This is a genomic window from Plantibacter sp. PA-3-X8 (assembly GCF_003856975.1).
In the GTDB taxonomy this organism is placed as follows: domain Bacteria; phylum Actinomycetota; class Actinomycetes; order Actinomycetales; family Microbacteriaceae; genus Plantibacter; species Plantibacter auratus.
Map to the genome: position 1 here is coordinate 2,199,034 of NZ_CP033107.1, position 15,412 is coordinate 2,214,445.

Annotated in this window: 12 protein-coding genes and 1 riboswitch; of the genes, 6 read left to right on the plus strand and 6 right to left on the minus strand. The window is 70.4% G+C overall.

Annotated features, from left to right (window positions below; translation table 11 throughout):
- Nucleotides 1–30: 30 nt before the first annotated feature.
- On the minus strand, nt 31–1,404 hold the full coding sequence (locus EAO79_RS10455) for an L-serine ammonia-lyase (RefSeq protein WP_124768937.1): 1,374 nt from the start codon (nt 1,402–1,404) through the stop codon (nt 31–33).
- Nucleotides 1,405–1,583: 179 nt separating this feature from the next.
- Here EAO79_RS10455 and EAO79_RS10460 point away from each other — a divergent pair, with 179 nt between their 5' ends.
- Nucleotides 1,584–2,597, plus strand: coding sequence for an ATP-binding cassette domain-containing protein (locus tag EAO79_RS10460; protein WP_085510429.1), 1,014 nt, complete (start codon nt 1,584–1,586; stop codon nt 2,595–2,597).
- Nucleotides 2,594–3,409, plus strand: a complete 816-nt coding sequence (locus tag EAO79_RS10465) for an ABC transporter permease (RefSeq protein ID WP_064296503.1) — start codon at nt 2,594–2,596, stop codon at nt 3,407–3,409. The genes EAO79_RS10460 and EAO79_RS10465 overlap by 4 nt, the downstream gene beginning before the upstream one ends.
- A 24-nt stretch (nt 3,410–3,433) precedes the next feature.
- Here EAO79_RS10465 and EAO79_RS10470 read toward each other — a convergent pair whose 3' ends face one another.
- From EAO79_RS10470 to EAO79_RS10480, 3 genes are all read right to left on the minus strand, one after another.
- A complete protein-coding gene (locus EAO79_RS10470) occupies nt 3,434–6,709 on the minus strand; it encodes a BTAD domain-containing putative transcriptional regulator (RefSeq protein ID WP_164486927.1) in 3,276 nt (1,091 codons plus the stop codon).
- Nucleotides 6,710–6,809: 100 nt separating this feature from the next.
- Nucleotides 6,810–7,301, minus strand: a complete 492-nt coding sequence (locus tag EAO79_RS10475) for a CoA-binding protein (RefSeq protein ID WP_371413692.1) — start codon at nt 7,299–7,301, stop codon at nt 6,810–6,812.
- 199 nt (nt 7,302–7,500) lie between these two features.
- Entirely contained in the window at nt 7,501–8,790 is a 1,290-nt protein-coding gene (locus tag EAO79_RS10480; RefSeq protein WP_079705440.1) for an O-acetylhomoserine aminocarboxypropyltransferase/cysteine synthase family protein, read from the minus strand.
- A gap of 108 nt (nt 8,791–8,898) precedes the next feature.
- Nucleotides 8,899–8,962, plus strand: a riboswitch (guanidine-III (ykkC-III) riboswitch).
- A gap of 14 nt (nt 8,963–8,976) precedes the next feature.
- Between EAO79_RS10480 and EAO79_RS10485 the strand changes: the two genes are divergently transcribed.
- A complete protein-coding gene (locus EAO79_RS10485; protein WP_079003866.1) occupies nt 8,977–9,300 on the plus strand; it encodes a multidrug efflux SMR transporter in 324 nt (107 codons plus the stop codon).
- 28 nt (nt 9,301–9,328) lie between these two features.
- Here EAO79_RS10485 and EAO79_RS10490 read toward each other — a convergent pair whose 3' ends face one another.
- Both EAO79_RS10490 and EAO79_RS10495 read right to left on the minus strand, forming a co-directional pair.
- On the minus strand, nt 9,329–10,348 hold the full coding sequence (locus EAO79_RS10490; protein WP_124768940.1) for a YeiH family protein: 1,020 nt from the start codon (nt 10,346–10,348) through the stop codon (nt 9,329–9,331).
- Between the two features lie 13 nt (nt 10,349–10,361).
- Nucleotides 10,362–11,924, minus strand: coding sequence for a dolichyl-phosphate-mannose--protein mannosyltransferase (locus tag EAO79_RS10495; RefSeq protein ID WP_241160849.1), 1,563 nt, complete (start codon nt 11,922–11,924; stop codon nt 10,362–10,364).
- Between the two features lie 68 nt (nt 11,925–11,992).
- Between EAO79_RS10495 and rsmI the strand changes: the two genes are divergently transcribed.
- Genes rsmI through EAO79_RS10510 form a run of 3 tightly spaced genes read left to right on the plus strand, consistent with a single transcriptional unit; the run spans nt 11,993 to nt 15,374 of the window.
- Nucleotides 11,993–12,850: a 16S rRNA (cytidine(1402)-2'-O)-methyltransferase gene (rsmI, locus tag EAO79_RS10500; protein WP_124768941.1), complete on the plus strand. Its 858-nt coding sequence runs from the start codon at nt 11,993–11,995 to the stop codon at nt 12,848–12,850.
- 41 nt (nt 12,851–12,891) lie between these two features.
- Nucleotides 12,892–14,472, plus strand: coding sequence for a methionine--tRNA ligase (metG, locus tag EAO79_RS10505; RefSeq protein ID WP_079001972.1), 1,581 nt, complete (start codon nt 12,892–12,894; stop codon nt 14,470–14,472).
- Nucleotides 14,469–15,374, plus strand: a complete 906-nt coding sequence (locus EAO79_RS10510; RefSeq protein WP_124768942.1) for a TatD family hydrolase — start codon at nt 14,469–14,471, stop codon at nt 15,372–15,374. Before metG ends, EAO79_RS10510 begins: the two co-directional genes overlap by 4 nt.
- Nucleotides 15,375–15,412: the final 38 nt, after the last annotated feature.

The following is a 15,412-nucleotide window of genomic DNA, read 5'->3' on the forward strand; positions in this document are numbered from 1 at the left end:
CGGCAACACGCGGTCACACGACGCCGCGGTTCAGCACTCGATGACGTTGACCGCGAGACCGCCCTCGCTCGTCTCCTTGTACTTCGTCGACATGTCGACGCCGGTCTGGCGCATGGTCTCGATCACGGTGTCGAGCGACACCAGGTGCGTCCCGTCGCCGTGCAGGGACAGGCGTGCGGCGCTGACGGCCGTCGAGGAGGCGATCGCGTTGCGTTCGATGCACGGGACCTGGACGAGCCCGCCCACCGGGTCGCACGTGAGGCCGAGGTGGTGCTCCATCGCGATCTCCGCGGCGTTCTCGACCTGACGCGGTGTGCCGCCGAGGACGGCGCACAGGGCACCGGCGGCCATGGCGCAGGCCGAGCCAACCTCGGCCTGGCAGCCGCCCTCGGCCCCGGAGATGGACGCGTTCGCCTTGAAGAGCGAGCCGATGGCGGTCGCCGTGAGCAGGTACCGACGGATCCCGTCGAGCGAGGCGCCCGGCACGAACCGCAGGTAGTAGCTCCCGACGGCCGGGATGATCCCCGCGGCCCCGTTCGTGGGTGCGGTCACGACCCGCCCGCCGGAGGCGTTCTGCTCGTTGACCGCCAGGGCGAACGCGTGCAGCCACTCCGTGGGGAGCTCACGCCCGCTCTCGGCCTCGGCCACGTCGAGGCGCTCACGGACGGCACGCGCCCGGCGCTTGACGCCGAGACCGCCCGGGAGTGTGCCGGTGTCGGCGAGCCCGGCGGTCACGCACTCGTGCATGGCCGTCCAGATGGCGTCGAGGCCGGCGTCGACCTCGACCGCGGACCGCAGGGCCTCCTCGTTGCGTCTCGCGATCGCGTCGATCGGGAGCCCTGTCTCGTCGCAGAGGCCGATGAGCGTCTCAGCGGTCCGGAACGGCATCGGCACGGGTGTCGACGGCAGCACCGTGCTCGGGTCGTCGCCGTCACGACGGATGAAGCCGCCGCCGACCGAGTAGTACGTCTCGGAGCGCACCGGGAGGTCGCTCCGCTGATCCCAGGCGTGCAGCGTCATGGCGTTCGGGTGGCCCGGCAGCCTCGTCCTGGGCACGAACGAGACGTCGTCCTTCGAGAACGCGATGGCCCGCGTCCCGGCGAGCGCGAGGGGAGCGCCGTCGGGGTGGTCGCTCCAGGCCCGGCGGACCTCGGCGGGATCGCACCCTTCGGGAGTGAGCCCCTGGAGTCCCGCGACGACAGCGTCGGGGGTGCCGTGGCCGATGCCGGTCGCGCCGAGCGATCCGTACAACGAGCACGTGACGCGGTCGACCCGGTCGAGCAGGCCGTCGTCCGCGAGCCCGGTGGCGAAGGCCAGGGCCGCCCGCATCGGTCCGACCGTGTGCGAGCTGGACGGCCCGATCCCGATGGAGAAGAGGTCGAACGCGGACACGTATGCGGTCACTGGACGACCCCCTTCGGTGCGACTGGCTCCTCTCACTCTAAGCGTCTTCGGCGCCGGGTGCGGTGTCAGCGGCCGTCAGCGGGTGTCAGCGGCAGGTGAGCGATCCGTGAGTGCCCCCGCCCACACTGTTGTCCGGGTCGCCCACCGGCGGACCACACCTGATTTCGAAAGGCATCCGCATGAGCATCAGCTCCGACTGGGCGATCGAAGCCCACGGCCTCGTGAAGACCTTCGGCGACAACCGGGCGGTCGACGGCGTCGACCTCTCGGTCCGCACCGGCACCGTCTACGGCGTCCTCGGCCCGAACGGCGCCGGCAAGACCACCACCATCAGCATGCTGGCGACGCTCCTGCGTCCTGACGCCGGCACCGCCACCGTCTTCGGACACGACATCCAGCGGGAGTCGCAAGTCGTGCGCCAGCTCATCGGCGTGACGGCGCAGTTCGCGTCCGTCGACGAGAACCTCTCGGCCACCGAGAACCTCGTCATCTTCTCGCGACTGCTCGGGCTCGGCCGCGCGGAGGCGAAGCGCAAGAGCGCGGAACTCCTCGAGGAGTTCGGCCTGAGCGACGCGGCGTCGCGACCCCTGAAGAAGTTCTCCGGCGGCATGCGTCGTCGTCTCGACCTTGCGGCGAGCCTCATCGCCCAGCCGCCCCTCATCTTCCTCGACGAGCCGACCACGGGCCTCGACCCGCGGACCCGCGCGCAGATGTGGGACACGATCCGCCGCCTGGTCGCGACGGGCTCGACCGTCCTCCTGACCACCCAGTACCTCGACGAGGCGGACCAGCTCGCCGACCGGATCGCCGTCATCGACCGCGGTCTCGTGGTCGCCGAGGGCACCTCCGACGAGCTGAAGGCCTCCGTCGGCGAGTCGTCGCTGCAGCTGCGGCTCGCGGACCCCGCCGACCTGGAGGATGCGCGACGGGTCATCTCGAGCGTCCTCGGCGTCGACACCGTCGTCTCACCGGAGGCCACCCGCATCACGGCCCCGATGCGCGACCCCGACGCCGTGACCGACCTGTTCATCACGCTCCGGGAAGCCGGGATCCGGCTCGCGGAGATGAGCGTCCAGAAGCCGACGCTCGACGAGGTCTTCCTCACCCTCACCGGGCACGGCGTCGAGGCGGACGACGCCGACGCCACGTCCGACACCGATTCCCTCGACACCGCAGAGCAGGTCCACGCATGAGCACGATCACCATCACCCCGGCCGCAGACCGGTCCCTCCGGAACCATGTCAGCCTCTCGCAGACGGTCCGCAACTCCTTCACCATGGCGTACCGCGGACTGCTCAAGATCAAGCGCACGCCCGAGCAGCTGATCGACGTGACGGTCCAGCCGATCATCTTCACGCTGATGTTCACATACATCTTCGGCGGCGCGATCGCCGGCGACGTCGCGAGCTATCTGCCGATCATCATCCCGGGCATCCTGGTCCAGACCGTCATCACGACCTCGGTCGTGACCGGCATCCAGCTCCGCGAGGACATGGACAAGGGCGTGTTCGACCGCTTCAAGTCGATGCCCATCGCCCGCATCGCACCGTTGGCCGGTGCCCTCCTCGCCGACACGGTGCGCTACACGATCGCCACGACGCTCACCTTCGCGATGGGCTTCGTCATGGGGTACCGGCCGGAGGGCGGCATCGGCTTCGTGGCCCTCGCCGGCCTCCTCGTGATCGTCTGCGCCTGGGCCATCAGCTGGATCTTCGCGTTCTTCGGGGTCATCGCCCGGAGCGCGAGCAGCGTGCAGGGCATCTCGTTCCTCGTCCTGTTCCCGCTGACGTTCCTGTCGAACGCCTTCGTGAACCCGGAGACGATGCCGAGCTTCCTCCAGGGCTTCGTGGACGTGAACCCGGTCTCGCACCTCGTGACCGCGGTCCGCGACCTCGCGAACACGGGTGTCTTCGGCGGCGACGCCTGGCTGGCGCTCCTCGGTGCCGCCGTCATCGTCGCGGTCTTCGCACCGCTCACCGTGCGGGCGTACATGCGCCGCGCCTGACGACGAGACGATCGCAGCGACCGATCAGTGCGCCGCCAGGGCAGGACTGCCGAGCAGTTCGAACGCCCTGGCGGCGCTCTCGTGCGCCTGCAGGGAGAGGGACCGCTCGGCGAGGCGTTCGCGCTCGGTCGCCGTGAGTCGCGCCGCCGCTGCTGCCTCGTGTGGTGTGCGGACGAGCGAGGGGATGTCCTGACGTGAGGCGAGCGCACTGGCGAGCGCGACGAGCTCGGCGCCGATCAACCGCACCTCGTCGTCCTCCGAGCGGACGTACCAGGCGCCGAGCGCGATGACGGTGGAACCCAGCACCGGTCGGTCGAACCGGTTCGGGAGGAGGCGTCCCAGCGCGATGGTGCGGGTGCGGACCCGCCGCGCGAGACGCTGGACCTCGGTGGCGTCCGGGACACCGTCCAGCACGGCGGCGGCGATCGCGGCGGAGCCGACGAGGGTGAACCACGGCGATCGGCGCGACTCACCCGGAGCGAACGCCACGAGCGCCTTCCCGTAGAGCTCGGCTCCCCGTGCGGCGTCGCCCTGTGCCCGCGCGATCTCGGCGAGACCGGCCCAGCCGATCGACCGCCGTTCGGGGAGCGGGGCGAACGCGGAGAACGAGACGTCGTCCGAGAGGAACCGGTCGAGCACGGTGGTGGCGGCGGCGTGGTCACCGCGGGCGATGTCGCCGATCGCGATCAGCCACTCGAGTTGACGGAGGTCCGCCTCGGCACCGATCGCGGTCAGCCCCTCGGCAGCGCGGGCCGCCCAGACGAGCGCCTCCTCCGGCTCGTCGTTCTGGCTGTGCAGCTGGGCGAGCATGTGCGCACTCATGGCGGCGCCCCAGACGTCGCCGAGCGTGAGCGAGAGGTCGTTCGCGCGCAGGGCGGCCGCTTCGGCGGCGCGGGGGTCGCCGTCGTTCTCCGCCGCCTGGGCCGACATGAGGTTCCCGAGGTTCGCGACGTGCGGGTCGGCCGACCGGGAGTACTCGCGGAGGAGGGCCTCCGCGTGTTCGGGGCGACCCGCGACCAGCAACAGGCTGACCATCGCGCGCATCCGTGGATCCTGTGTCGTCCGCGCCCGTTCGAGTCGGCGGAGGACGCCGATCGCCCGCGCGGACGTGCGGGGATCGGTGGCGAGGAAGGTCACGGTGATGATGGCGACGGCGATGGCCGGGGTGTCGGTCGACACCGACTCCGGGTCCTGATGGCGGAGCACGTCGAGGACGGCCGTTCCGAAGACCAGGACCTCCTGATGCGCGCTGCGGATCGTCCAGAAGAGGGCGAGTCCTGCGAAGACCGGGGCGACGACGTCGGCGCGATCGTCGGCGACGGCCCCGCGGAGCACGTCCACCAGGGTGTCCTGTTCGAGGGCGAGGCGCGCGAACGCCGCCACCTGTCGCGGTCCCTGCATGGCGGGGAGGAGCGTCTCCGCGAGTGCGACCGCCCACGTCCGAGTGCGGTCGAGTACGAGGTCGTCCTCGTGCGCCTCGGCGGACTTGATCGCGCCGAACTCGCGGACCGTCTCGAGCATCCGGAATCGGACGGTCCCGGTGGCCGGGTCGTCCTGCACGGTGAGCAACGACTGGCCGACGAGCGCGTCGAGCGCCTCCACGACCTCGACCTCGGGGGCGAGCACTGCTGCCGCCTCCAGATCGAAGCCGTCGGGGAACCTGGACATGCGACGGAGGACGACACGTTCGTGCTCGCCCAGGAGGTTCCAACTCCAGTCGATGACGGCGAGCAGGGTGCGGTGGCGCTCAGGAGCACTGCGATCACCGGCGGTCAGCAGGGTGAAGCGGTTCCCGAGTCGTCGCTCCACCTCCTCGACCGACATGGATCTGGTGCGCGCCGCCGCGAGTTCGATCGCCAGCGGGAGGCCGTCGAGTCTCGCGCAGAGACGTGCCGCGACGTCGAGTGGCACATGGAGACCCGGACGGGCGGCGCGGGCACGCTCGACGAACAGCCGCACCGCCGGGCCCGCGTGTTCGAGGTCGGTGCCGTCCACGGCAGCGTCCAGCGGATCGAGTTGGTAGACGTGCTCGGCGGCGATCGACAACGGGCTCCGACTCGTCGCGAGGACGCGGAGGTCGCCGGCCCAGGCCAGCGCATCGGCGATCCAGCGCGCCGCCGCATCCACGAGGTGCTCGCAGTTGTCCATCACGAGCAGCGTCGGCCGCTCCAAGAGTCGGTCGATGATGCGCTCGTGCAGCTCGACCGGTTGCACCATGATCGCTTCGCTCAGCCGACGCGGGGTCGGGGCCTCGCGGATGCCGAGTGCGGTCGCGACCGCGAGTGGCAGATCCTCCGGGTCCCGTACGCTCGCCAGTTCCACCACGACGACGCCGGGCGTGGTCGTGGTGGCACGCCGGGCGACCTCCTGGGCGAGTCGGGTCTTCCCGAGGCCACCGGGGCCGAGGATCGTGGTCAGGCGGACCTCGGACACCAGCGTGCCGATCGCATCGAGGTCGGTGTCGCGACCGAGGAGCTCGTTCGGCGCCGTCCGGAGTCCGAGCACCATGCTGGAGACCCGGGCGGCCAGGGGAGTGGCCGCCGGCGGAGACGGCTCGACGGCGTCCTGCAGGAGCGCCGCGTGTGCCGCGACCAGCGCCGACGTCGGGTCGGCACCGAGTTCGTCCCGGAGCCGGTGACGGTGGTCCGTGAAGAGCTGCATCGCGTCGGAGCGACGTCCGCTCTGCGCGTAGGCGTTGAAGAGCATCAGCTGGGTGGCGTCGTCGAGTGGATCGGCGGCGACGAGCGCCTCGAGATCGGTGATGACGGCCGCGCCGTCGCCGAGCTCGAGGCGGCTCTGAGCACGCACCCGGCGCAGGTCGTCGCGGAGCCGCGCCGCGCGGTGCGCCAGCTCGTCGCCGAGCGGGCCGTCCAGTTCAGCGCCTGGATCACCGGTCCAGAGGAGGAGTGCGTCCCGGGCGAGCGTGCCCGCGGTGTGCGGGTCGGCGGCGCGGATGGCCGTCGACGCCGCATCGGCCGCCTGCGCGGCGACGTGGAGGTCGACCAGGGACTGGTCGATCGACAGTCGATAGCCGGCGGCCGAGGAGTCGATGAGGTCGGGCGCCGACACGGCGCGCACCCGTGAGACCAGGGTCTGCAGCGCGGCTTTGGCACCCGCGGGCGGTGCGTCGTCCCACAGCTCGTCGATGAGGGCGGCCGTCGACACGGCGCGCCGGTCCGCGAGCACCAGGATCGTCACCAGCGCTTTGGCGAGCCGGCCGCCGGGTTCGACGAGCCGACCGGTGCGTCCCTCGACGAGCACCGGCCCCAGGACGGTCACTCGGAGGTTCGACGCAGGCACGTCACGAGTGTATCCAGGGCTCGTTACTTGGACCGGCCCGGTCACTGAGCCTGTCGAAGTGCGGTCCGTCGACACGCTCAGGGAACGGGTGTGGGAGCCCTCAGCGCAGGGTCTTGCGGGCGGTGATCTGGCCGGTGTCGAAGCCGAGCAGATGGAGGCCACCGTGGAACCGGGCGTGCTCCACCTTGATGCAGCGGTCCATCACGACGTTCAGACCCTTCGACTCGCCGTACTCGGCCGCCTCCTGGTTCCAGATGCCGAGCTGCACCCACACCGTCGGTGCTCCGATGGCGACGACCTCGTCGATGACCTGGGGGATGTCGCTCGCCTTGCGGAAGACGTCGACGATGTCGGGTACCTCCGGCAGGGAGGCGAGGTCGGGGTAGGCGGGCTGACCGAGGATCTCCGTGGCGTTCGGGTTCACGAAGTAGATCGTGAAGTCGCTCGACTGCTGCAGGTAGGTGCCCACGAAGTACGAGGAACGCGCCGGGTTCGGGGAGGCGCCGACGATCGCGACGGACTTCGCCTCGCGGAGGAGCTTCAGGCGGGCCTTCGCGTCGGGGCCCACCCACGTGCGCTGCGAACGCAGCAGCTTCGCGAGCGGCGAGTCGGCGGGCAGCGAGCAGGTGAGGCCGTTGGTGAGCCGGACCGTCTCGGTCGCGTCCTGGTCGGTCTCGGTCACTGCCGCGTCCGCACCGGTCAAGGTCGCGTCCTCACCGGTCACTGCCGCGTCCACACCGGTCACTGTCGCGTCCACACCGGTCACTGAGCTTGTCGAAGTGCTCATGCCACTACTCCTTCACCGCTGCGGCGAGCGCCTGGTCGAGGTCGTAGATGATGTCGTCAGGGTCCTCGATACCGACGCTCAGCCGGACGATGCCCGGCAGCACACCGGCGTCGACGAGTTGCTGGTCGGACAGCTGTGCGTGCGTCGTCGATGCGGGGTGGATGATGAGCGTCTTCGCGTCGCCGATGTTCGCCAGGTGGCTCGCGAGGTCGACGGACTCGATGAGCTTCTGGCCGACCTGACGGCCACCCTTCACCTCGAAGCTGAAGACCGAGCCCGGGCCCTTCGGCAGGTACTTGTTCGCGCGCTCGTGGTGCGGGTGGGCCGGGAGCCCGGCCCAGTTGACGGCGGCGATGCGCGGGTCGGCGTCGAGCCACTCGGCGACGATCCGCGCGTTGTCGACGTGGGCCTGGATCCGGAACGGCAGCGTCTCGACGCCCTGGGCGAGGAGGAAGGCCGAGTGCGGTGCGAGCGCCGGACCGATGTCGCGGAGCTGCTCGGCGCGCAGCCGGGTGAGGAAGGCGTACTCGCCGAAGTTGCCCGACCACTGCAGGCCGCCGTAGCTCGGGACGGGCTGGCCGAACAGGGGGAACTTGTCGGTGTTCCAGTCGAAGCGCCCGCTCTCGACGACGACACCGCCGAGGGTCGTTCCGTGGCCGCCGAGGAACTTGGTGGCCGAGTGCGTGACGATGTCGGCACCCCACTCGATCGGGCGGTTGAGGTAGGGCGTCGCGATGGTCGAGTCGATGATGAGCGGAATGCCGTGCGCGTGCGCGACGTCGGCGAGGCCCTCGATGTCGGCGATCTCGCCCGAGGGGTTCGCGACCGTCTCGGCGAAGACGAGCTTCGTGTTCTCCTGGATGGCGGCGGCGTAGTCGGCGGCGTCGGAGGACTGCACGAAGGTGGTCTCGATGCCGAACCGGCGGAGGGTGACGTCGAGCTGCGTGATCGAGCCGCCGTAGAGGTTGGCCGAGGCGACGATGTGGTCGCCCTGTCCGGCCAGCGAGGCGAAGGTGATGTACTGCGCGGCGAGGCCGGAAGCGGTCGCGACGGCACCGAGGCCGCCCTCGAGGCTGGCGATGCGCTCCTCGAAGCTCGCGACCGTCGGGTTGGCGAGGCGGGAGTAGATGTTCCCGTACTTCTGCAGGGCGAAGCGCGCGGCGGCGTCGGCGGTGTCGTCGAAGACGAAGGCGCTCGACTGGTAGATGGGCAGCGCCCGTGCGCCGGTCACCTGGTCGGGGATGTTGCCCGCGTGGATCGCACGCGTGCGGAAGCCATACTCACGATCTGCCATGCGTTCACGCTACCGGAGCACCGTCGAGCGCTTCACCGTGCTGCAACATTGCGTCGCATTCGACCGCACTGCACAGGGCCTGCCCAGGGCGTCGGCGTATCGTGTGGGACACAGCCCTCATCGGGCTGCCGGACGAGGGCGCAGTACCCGGAACGCGACAAGACTGACCACTGAGGAGTGATCGTCATGTCTTGGATCGTACTCATCGCGTCCGGTGTCCTGGAAGCCGTCTGGGCCACCGCGCTCGGCAAGTCCGAGGGCTTCACGAAGCTCTGGCCGACCGTGACGTTCGCGGGGGCGCTCGTGCTCAGCATGGCCGGCCTCGCCTGGGCCATGCGCGACATCCCGGTGGGCACCGCCTACGCGGTCTGGGTCGGGATCGGCGCAGCGCTCACCGTCGGATACGCCATGACCTTCGGCGGCGAGCAGCTGTCGGTCGTCAAGGTGCTGCTCATCCTCGGGCTCATCGGCTGCGTCATCGGCCTGAAGATCGTGGGCGGCGAGCACTAGCCGCGCTGGTCGGGCACGCACGCCTTCCTCAGGCCAGGTGCACCGCTCCGAGCGCGAGCACCGCGATGAGGAGCCAGGAGACGAGCCCGACGACGAGCGCGCGCCACCCGGTGGTGACGAGCGTGCGGACGCGGATCGCGGCGCCGAGTGCGAAGAGCGCCATCGCCAGCAGTGCGGTCTGCACGCCGTCGGCGACGTCGAGGACGAGCTCGGGCACCGGGAGCACGGTGCGGACGAGGACCGCGGCGATGAAGCCCGCGACGAACAGCGGGACGATCGGCGGTCGGGCTGCGGTCGCGGTCCCGTCGGCATCGACCTGAGCACCGGCGCCGGCCGACACCGCCAGGAGTCGGCGGCGCTCGATCATCGCGGCGGCGGCGACCATGGGGGCGAGGAGCACGACGCGGGTCAGCTTGACGACGACGGCGATCGCGAGTGCGCTCGTGCCGGCGATCTGGGCGGTCGCGACGACCTGACCCACGTCGTGCACGCTCGCCCCCACCCAGTGGCCGAACTGCTCGTCACTGAGCCCGAGTGGGCCGCGGAGTGCCGGGAGGACGAAGATCGCGAGGGTCCCGCAGAGGGTGACGAGCGCGACGGGCGTCGCCTGCTCCTCGTCCTTCGCCTTCACGACGCCGCTCATCGCGCCGATGGCGGAGGCGCCGCAGATGGAGAAGCCCGTGGCGATGAGGAGCGGTTCGGGGCCCGCGAGCCCGAGTCTCCGGCCGAGCCAGAGGGTGACGAAGAAGGTGACGACGACGATCGCGACCGTGGTGGCGAGCGTGACCCACCCCAGGCCGGCGATGTCGACGAGGCTCAGCTTCAGCCCCAGCAGGACGACACCGATCCGCATGAACCGTTTCGCGCTCATGCCGAGTCCCGGCTTCAGGACGCCCGCCGCGAGCCGCTGGAACGCGGGGAGCTGGCCCACCACCATGCCGAGCAGGACGCTCGCGGTCAGCAGCGGGACGACCGGCAGGAGGGTGTGGAGGCCCAGGGCGGCGAGCGCCGCTGCACCGGCGACGAGCACCCCTGGGAGCGCCTTCATCGTCGGCCTCCCGTCACACCCATGACGGCAACCAGGCGTGCAGGTGCCAGAACCAGTAGGGCACGGTGATGGCGGTCCAGAGCGGATACCAGAAGATGCTCAACAGCGTCGTGATGGTCACGAACACCCCGATGACGCCGACGCCGGCGAACCGTCGTTCCTCCGGGTCGTCGCGGGACCCGAGGATCTTCCCGATCGCGAAGACGAGCGCCAGGATGAGGTACGGCTCGAAGACGATCGTGTAGAACTGGAACACCGTCCGGTTCAGGTAGAGCAGCCAGGGCAGGTACCCCGCTGCGACCCCGAGGACGATGAGCCCGACCTGCCACTCGCGGTACCGGACGAGCCGGTAGACGCAGTACCCGAGCGCGACGGCGGCGCCCCACCAGATGAGCGGGTTGCCGATCGAGGTGATCGCGGAGGAGCAGGCGTCCCACGCGCAGTCGTCGGTCCCGGTGGCGGGGGACTGGTAGTACATGCTCGTCGGCCGGATCATGAGCAGCCAGCCGAGCGGGTTCGCGGCGTAGGGGTGCGGGGTGCTGAGGCCGACGTGGAAGCTGTAGGCGCTCTGGTGGTAGTGCAGGAGGCTCTGGAACCAGTGGGGGACCCACGCGAAGGTCCCGGTCCAGGCGTTCCCCACCGCGTCCGCCCACTGGCGGTCGTACCCGCCGGACGTCCTGATCCACCCGGTCCAGCTGGCGAGGTACACGACGGCGGCCACGGGGACGAGGGTCACGAAGGACACGGGGCCCTGCTTGAGGACCGCCGCGCTCGCCCACAGGGTGAGGCCCAGTCGGCGTCGGAGCAGGAGATCCGTGACGATCACGTACACGCCGAACGCGGCGAGGAAGTACAGTCCGTTCCACTTGACCGCGGTGGCCGCGCCGAACGCGACCCCTGCGGCGAGCAGCCATGGCCGCCACCAGAGGACGGGACCCCAGGCCGGATCGGCGCCCCTCGCCCGGGCGGACGCGACCTTCGCCGCCAGGCGTGACGCGTGCCACGACCGGTCCAACAGGATCGCGCCGAATCCCGCGAGCACGAAGAACATCACGAAGTTGTCGAGCAGCGAGACCCGGGCCATGACGATCGCGTGCCCGTCGATCGCGAACAGGAACCCGGCCAGGACGGCGAGGATCGACGAGGTGAACAACCGCTTGGCGATGAGCGTGACGAGCAGGACCGCGAGCGTTCCGGCGATCACGGTGGAGATGCGCCACCCGGTGCTGTCGTCGATGCCGAACACGGCGATGCCGAGCGCGATCAGCCACTTGCCGAGTGGTGGGTGCACGACGTAGGAGGGATTCGTGCTCGGGCTGCCCGCGTCGCCGTTCGCGAAGCCCTCGTCGGCCCCGTCCGGCCAGGTGCTCTCGTAGCCGTTCAGCCACAGCGACCACGAGTCCTTCACGTAGAAGGTCTCGTCGAAGACGAGCGAGTGCGGGTGACCGAGGTTCCAGAACCGCAGCACGAACGCGAGGAGCGTCACGGCGGCTGGGCCGCCCCAGATCCAGAGCTTCCGGCGGCGCTCGGTGCGGAGCATCCGCTCCCACCAGCGGTCGAGGCGGGATCCCGTCACAGGGGCTTCCAGAAGATCGACCGACACCGTCTCATCTAACCACCCCGACCGGATGGGAGACTGGTCCGGTGATCATCCTCGGAGCGACCCCCATCGGCAACCTCGGCGATGCGTCGCCACGACTCCGGGAGGCGCTGGCCGCGGCGGAGGTCATCGTCGCCGAGGACACCCGGACGGCCATCCACCTGCTGCGCGCCCTCGGTGTGGAATCGCGGCCGCGGCTCATCGCCATGCACGACCACAACGAGCGCGAACGCGCGGCCGAGATCGTCGAACTGGCCCGCGAGACCGACGTCCTCGTGCTCAGCGACGCCGGCATGCCGACCGTGTCCGACCCCGGCTTCCACCTCGTCGACGCGGCGGCGGCCGCAGACGTCCAGGTCACCGCGATCCCCGGGCCGTCGGCGGTCGTGACGGCGCTCGCCGTGTCCGGCCTCGCGACCGACCGCTTCACCTTCGAGGGGTTCCTCCCGCGGAAGCCGGGCGACCGACGCAGCAGCCTCCGAGCCCTCGCGACCGAGCCGCGCACGATGGTGTTCTTCGAATCGCCCAACCGACTCGCCTCCTCCCTCGAGGACATCGCCTCCGTGCTCGGAGCCGATCGTCGCGTGGCGGTGTGCCGGGAGCTCACCAAGCTGTTCGAGGAGGTCAAGCGGGGGACGGCCGCTGAACTGGCCGAATGGGCGTCCGGGGGTGTGAAGGGCGAGATCTGCATCGTCATCGCCGGTGCTGAGGCCGTCGAGGCCGATCCGGCCACCGCGCTCGAGCAGGTACTCGCGCTCGTGGCCTCGGGCACACGCCTGAAGGACGCCTCCAACGAGGTCGCCGAGGCCACCGGCCTCTCGAAGCGCGACCTGTACCAGGCGGCCCTCGCAGCCCGGCCTCCGAAAGCGTCGCCGGACGCGCAGGTGCGTCCCGCGCCGTAACAGGCACGGTGGCCACGCCCGCTCGTCCTAGGATTGACCCCATGGCCGACGGCACCTCGTTCTACATCACCACGCCCATCTTCTACGTCAACGATGCCCCGCACATCGGGCACGCCTACACGGAGGTGGCCGCGGACGTCCTCGCGCGCTGGCACCGTCAGGCCGGCGACCGCACCTGGTTCCTGACCGGGACCGACGAGCACGGCCAGAAGATCCTGCGCACGGCGACCGCGAACGGCGTGACGCCGAAGGAGTGGGCCGACAAGCTCGTGAGCGAGTCCTGGTACCCGCTGCTCGACACGATCGACATCTCGAACGACGACTTCATCCGCACGACGGACGTGCGGCACGAACAGAACGTCCAGCTCTTCCTCCAGCGCCTGTACGACGCCGGCTTCATCTACACCGGTGAGTTCGAGGGGTACTACTGCGTCGGCTGTGAGGAGTACAAGCAGGAGAGCGACCTCGTGCAGGGCACCGGTGAGTACGTCGGGCAGCTGGTGTGCGCGATCCATTCGAAGCCGGTCGAACTGCTCCAGGAGAGCAACTACTTCTTCCGCATGAGCGACTTCGCCGAGCGCCTGCTGGCCCTCTACGAGGAGCGACCGGAGTTCGTGCAGCCGGAGTCGGCGCGCAACGAGGTCATCCAGTTCGTGCGCCAGGGGCTCAAAGACCTGTCCATCTCCCGCTCGACCTTCGACTGGGGCATCAAGGTCCCGTGGGACGAGAGCCACGTCGTCTACGTGTGGTTCGACGCCCTGCTCAACTACATCACCGCCGCCGGGTACGGCTCCGACGAGGAGGCGTTCGCCGAGCGCTGGCCCGCCACGCAGATCGTCGGCAAGGACATCCTGCGGTTCCACGCGGTCATCTGGCCGGCCATGCTCATGGCCGCCGGGCTCGAGGTCCCGAAGCGGGTCTTCGGTCACGGCTGGCTGCTCGTCGGCGGCGAGAAGATGTCGAAGTCGAAGCTCACCGGTATCGCACCGAGTGAGATCACCGACACCTTCGGCTCCGACGCGTTCCGCTACTACTTCATGCGCGCCATCGCCTTCGGGCAGGACGGTTCGTTCAGCTGGGAGGACCTCTCCGCGCGGTACCAGGCGGAGCTCGCGAACGGCTTCGGCAACCTCGCGTCGCGCGTGCTCGCCATGGTGACGCGGTACTTCGACGGCGTCGTGCCGGCAAGCGGCCCTGCCGAACCGGCCGACGTGGCCATCCAGGAGACGGTCGCCCGGGCGGCTGCGGACGCCGACGCCGCGATCGAGCGCCTAGCCATCCAGGACGCGCTCGCGGCCATCTGGCGGATCGTCGACGAGCTGAACGGCTACATCACCGAGCAGGAGCCGTGGGCACTCGCGAAGGACGAGGCCAAGCGGGAGCGGCTCGGCACCGTGCTCGCCACGGCGGTCGAGGGCCTGCGCGCCCTGTCGGTCCTGCTCCACCCCTTCGTCCCGAAGGCGACCACCAAGCTGTGGTCCGCCCTCGGCGCTGAAGCCGCCCTCGGCGAGCTCGGCGCACAGCGCATCGGCGATGTCGGCACCTGGGGGCAGCTGCCCGCCGGCACCTCGGTGGCAGGGCTCGAGCCCCTGTTCCCGCGGATCGAGGCCGTCGCCGAATGAGCGGGGGCGTCGCGCCGGATCCGGCCGCCACACCGCACCTGCGGCAGCGCGAAGCGGGGGAGCGGAAGCAGCTGAGCTACCCCGAGGTTCCTGAGGCGCTGCCGGTCGCGGTCTACGACAACCACACGCACCTCGAGCATGCCGACGGCGACGCCCCGCTGACCCCGTCGGAGCACTTGGACCGCGCGGCCTCCGTCGGGGTCCGCGGCATCGTGCAGGTCGGCACCGACGTCGAGACCTCCCGTTGGTCGGCGGCGATCGCCGCTCGTGACCCCCGCGTGCTCGCGGCGGTCGCGATCCACCCCAACGACGCACCGGACCTCGACCGCGCGGGCACCCTGGACGAGGCGCTGGCCGAGATCGACCGTCTGGCGGCGGAGCCTCGCGTCCGCGCCGTCGGCGAGACCGGCCTCGACTTCTTCCGCACCGAGGAGGACGGCCGCGCGGCGCAGTTCGCATCGTTCGAAGCGCACATCGCCATCGCGAAGCGCCACGGTGTCGCACTGCAGATCCACGATCGCGACGCCCACGACGAGGTCGTCGAGACGCTCCTCCGAGTGGGCGCTCCGGAACGCACCGTCTTCCACTGTTTCTCGGGCGGCCCGGAGCTCGCCGAGCTGTGCGCCGAGCACGGCTGGTACGCCTCCTTCGCCGGGACGGTCACGTTCAAGAACGCCGCACCGCTGCGTGAGGCGCTCGCGATCATGCCCCGCGAGCTGATCATGGTCGAGACCGACGCGCCCTACCTCACGCCCGCCCCGTTCCGCGGTCGGCCGAACGCGCCGTACCTCCTCCCGTACACGGTGCGCGGCATGGCCGAGCACCTGGGTGAGGACGTCGCCGCGTTCGCGACGCAGCTCGCGACGAACACCGAGCGCGTCTACGGCTCCTGGGCCGGCTGAGACACTGAGCCCGTCACAGAGCCTCGCGCCTGTCGCCC

Bases quoted from the DNA above. Each gene is read 5' to 3' on its own strand.
- EAO79_RS10460 (WP_085510429.1), top strand. From the start codon at position 1,584: ATGAGCATCAGCTCCGACTGGGCGATCGAAGCCCACGGCCTCGTGAAG.
- EAO79_RS10465 (WP_064296503.1), top strand. From the start codon at position 2,594: ATGAGCACGATCACCATCACCCCGGCCGCAGACCGGTCCCTCCGGAAC.
- EAO79_RS10480 (WP_079705440.1), bottom strand. From the start codon at position 8,790: ATGGCAGATCGTGAGTATGGCTTCCGCACGCGTGCGATCCACGCGGGC.
- EAO79_RS10485 (WP_079003866.1), top strand. From the start codon at position 8,977: ATGTCTTGGATCGTACTCATCGCGTCCGGTGTCCTGGAAGCCGTCTGG.
- EAO79_RS10490 (WP_124768940.1), bottom strand. From the start codon at position 10,348: ATGAAGGCGCTCCCAGGGGTGCTCGTCGCCGGTGCAGCGGCGCTCGCC.
- metG (WP_079001972.1), top strand. From the start codon at position 12,892: ATGGCCGACGGCACCTCGTTCTACATCACCACGCCCATCTTCTACGTC.
- EAO79_RS10510 (WP_124768942.1), top strand. From the start codon at position 14,469: ATGAGCGGGGGCGTCGCGCCGGATCCGGCCGCCACACCGCACCTGCGG.